At 53.1% G+C, this 2,359-nt stretch carries 1 rRNA gene; it reads right to left on the bottom strand.

What is annotated here, in order from left to right:
- Positions 1 to 21: 21 nt before the first annotated feature.
- Positions 22 to 2,359, bottom strand: a 23S ribosomal RNA gene (locus LGM71_RS33075); the annotation flags it as partial.

Genomic DNA, 2,359 nt, shown 5'->3' with positions numbered 1-2,359 from the left:
AGCGCGAGACAGACTTGTTATAGGATCAAGCCTTACGGGCAATTAGTATCAGTTAGCTGAACGCATTACTGCGCTTACACACCTGACCTATCAACGTCCTGGTCTCGAACGACCCTTCAAGGGGATCTAGTCCCCAGGGATATCTCATCTTAAGGCGAGTTTCCCGCTTAGATGCTTTCAGCGGTTATCTCTTCCGAACATAGCTACCCGGCGATGCCACTGGCGTGACAACCGGTACACCAGAGGTTCGTCCACTCCGGTCCTCTCGTACTAGGAGCAGCCCCCTTCAAATATCCAACGCCCACGGCAGATAGGGACCAAACTGTCTCACGACGTTTTAAACCCAGCTCACGTACCTCTTTAAATGGCGAACAGCCATACCCTTGGGACCGGCTACAGCCCCAGGATGAGATGAGCCGACATCGAGGTGCCAAACACCGCCGTCGATATGAACTCTTGGGCGGTATCAGCCTGTTATCCCCAGAGTACCTTTTATCCGTTGAGCGATGGCCCTTCCATACAGAACCACCGGATCACTATGACCTGCTTTCGCACCTGCTCGACTTGTCGGTCTCGCAGTTAAGCACGCTTATGCCATTGCACTATCAGCACGATTTCCGACCGTACCTAGCGTACCTTCGTACTCCTCCGTTACGCTTTGGGAGGAGACCGCCCCAGTCAAACTGCCTACCATGCACTGTCCCCGACCCGGATCACGGGCCAAGGTTAGAACCTCAAACAAACCAGGGTGGTATTTCAAGGACGGCTCCACCGAAACTAGCGTTCCGGTTTCATAGCCTCCCACCTATCCTACACAGATCGGTTCAAAGTCCAATGCAAAGCTACAGTAAAGGTTCATGGGGTCTTTCCGTCTAGCCGCGGGTAGATTGCATCATCACAAACACTTCAACTTCGCTGAGTCTCGGGAGGAGACAGTGTGGCCATCGTTACGCCATTCGTGCAGGTCGGAACTTACCCGACAAGGAATTTCGCTACCTTAGGACCGTTATAGTTACGGCCGCCGTTTACCGGGACTTCAATCAAGAGCTTGCACCCCATCATTTAATCTTCCGGCACCGGGCAGGCGTCACACCCTATACGTCCACTTTCGTGTTTGCAGAGTGCTGTGTTTTTATTAAACAGTCGCAGCCACCAGTTTATTGCAACCCCTTCACCCTCCTGGCGCAGGCCAGTCAAGCTACAAGGGCGTACCTTATCCCGAAGTTACGGTACCAATTTGCCGAGTTCCTTCTCCCGAGTTCTCTCAAGCGCCTTAGAATACTCATCTCGCCCACCTGTGTCGGTTTGCGGTACGGTCATCGTTAGACTGAAGCTTAGAGGCTTTTCTTGGAACCACTTCCAATTGCTTCGCTTCCGAAGAAGCTCGCGCCACACCCTTGAATTACGCACCCGGATTTGCCTAAGTGCCTTCTCCAATGCAGCGACCGGGACTTCCAACACCCGGACAACCTTCCGCGATCCGTCCCCCCATCGCATCTAACAATGGTGCAGGAATATTGACCTGCTTCCCATCAGCTACGCATTTCTGCCTCGCCTTAGGGGCCGACTCACCCTACGCCGATGAACGTTGCGTAGGAAACCTTGGGCTTACGGCGAGGGGGCCTTTCACCCCCTTTATCGCTACTCATGTCAGCATTCGCACTTCCGATACCTCCAGCACCCTTTACAAGGCACCTTCGCAGGCTTACGGAACGCTCTCCTACCATGCGTGCAAAGCACGCATCCGCAGCTTCGGTATATAGCTTAGCCCCGTTACATCTTCCGCGCAGGACGACTCGATCAGTGAGCTATTACGCTTTCTTTAAAGGGTGGCTGCTTCTAAGCCAACCTCCTGACTGTTTTAGCCTTCCCACTTCGTTTCCCACTTAGCTATATTTGGGGACCTTAGCTGGCGGTCTGGGTTGTTTCCCTCTTGACACCGGACGTTAGCACCCGATGTCTGTCTCCCGTGATTGCACTCTTCGGTATTCGGAGTTTGCTATGGCGGGGTAATCTGCAATAGACCCCCCAACCATGACAGTGCTCTACCCCCGAAGGTGAGACACGAGGCACTACCTAAATAGTTTTCGGAGAGAACCAGCTATTTCCAAGTTTGTTTAGCCTTTCACCCCTATCCACAGCTCATCCCCTAACTTTTCAACGTTAGTGGGTTCGGACCTCCAGTACGTGTTACCGCACCTTCATCCTGGCCATGGATAGATCACTTGGTTTCGGGTCTACGCCCAGCAACTGAACGCCCTATTCGGACTCGCTTTCGCTACGCCTGCCCTATACGGTTAAGCTTGCTACTGAACGTAAGTCGCTGACCCATTATACAAAAGGTACGCCGTCACCCCTT

Source organism: Burkholderia sp. AU33545 (genome assembly GCF_020419685.1).
Classification (GTDB): Bacteria; Pseudomonadota; Gammaproteobacteria; order Burkholderiales; family Burkholderiaceae; genus Burkholderia; species Burkholderia diffusa.
Note: the sequence above shows the minus strand (reverse complement) of the source record. Positions and strands in the feature narration are given on the sequence as shown.